The 504-nt window shown below is 50.6% G+C and carries 1 protein-coding gene; it reads right to left on the bottom strand.

The window, feature by feature from the left end; genetic code table 11:
• The coding region (locus tag R7040_RS30350) for a glycoside hydrolase family 2 TIM barrel-domain containing protein (protein ID WP_318098176.1) at nucleotides 1–504 on the bottom strand (504 nt) is incomplete at both ends.

Raw genomic sequence — 504 nt, 5'->3', positions numbered from 1 at the left:
TGAGTACATAGTGGAAATCACATCCACCACTTCAGCATCGCGGTCTTCTTCGTAGTGAACCAAACGGGTGTCATCAATTGCTTTGGTCGCGGCATACATCGCACGGATGTTACAGCCATAACCCGATTCGTTACCGAGTGACCACATGATGATAGAAGGGTGGTTCTTTTGCGCATGAACATGACGCACTGCGCGATCGACAAACACCGCTTCCCAAGCAGGATCATTGGTGATGCGGCTTAGGTCGCCAACGTTGGCAAAGCCGTGGGTTTCCACATCGGTTTCTGCCATCACAAACAGGCCGTAAATATCACATAACTCGTAGAAGCGTGGGTCGTTCGGGTAGTGTGCGGTGCGAACCGAGTTGATGTTGTGTTGCTTCATCAAAATCAGATCTTTTTCCACGCGGTCCATGCCCACTGCGCGACCTTTTAGGTGGTCGTTGTCATGACGGTTTACACCATGCAGCATCACGTATTGGTTGTTGATGTAGAACAGGCCGTC

The organism is Vibrio sp. 1069 (genome assembly GCF_033340555.1).
The sequence above is the reverse complement of the archived record's forward strand: the minus strand, read 5'-3'. Positions and strand labels throughout refer to the sequence as shown.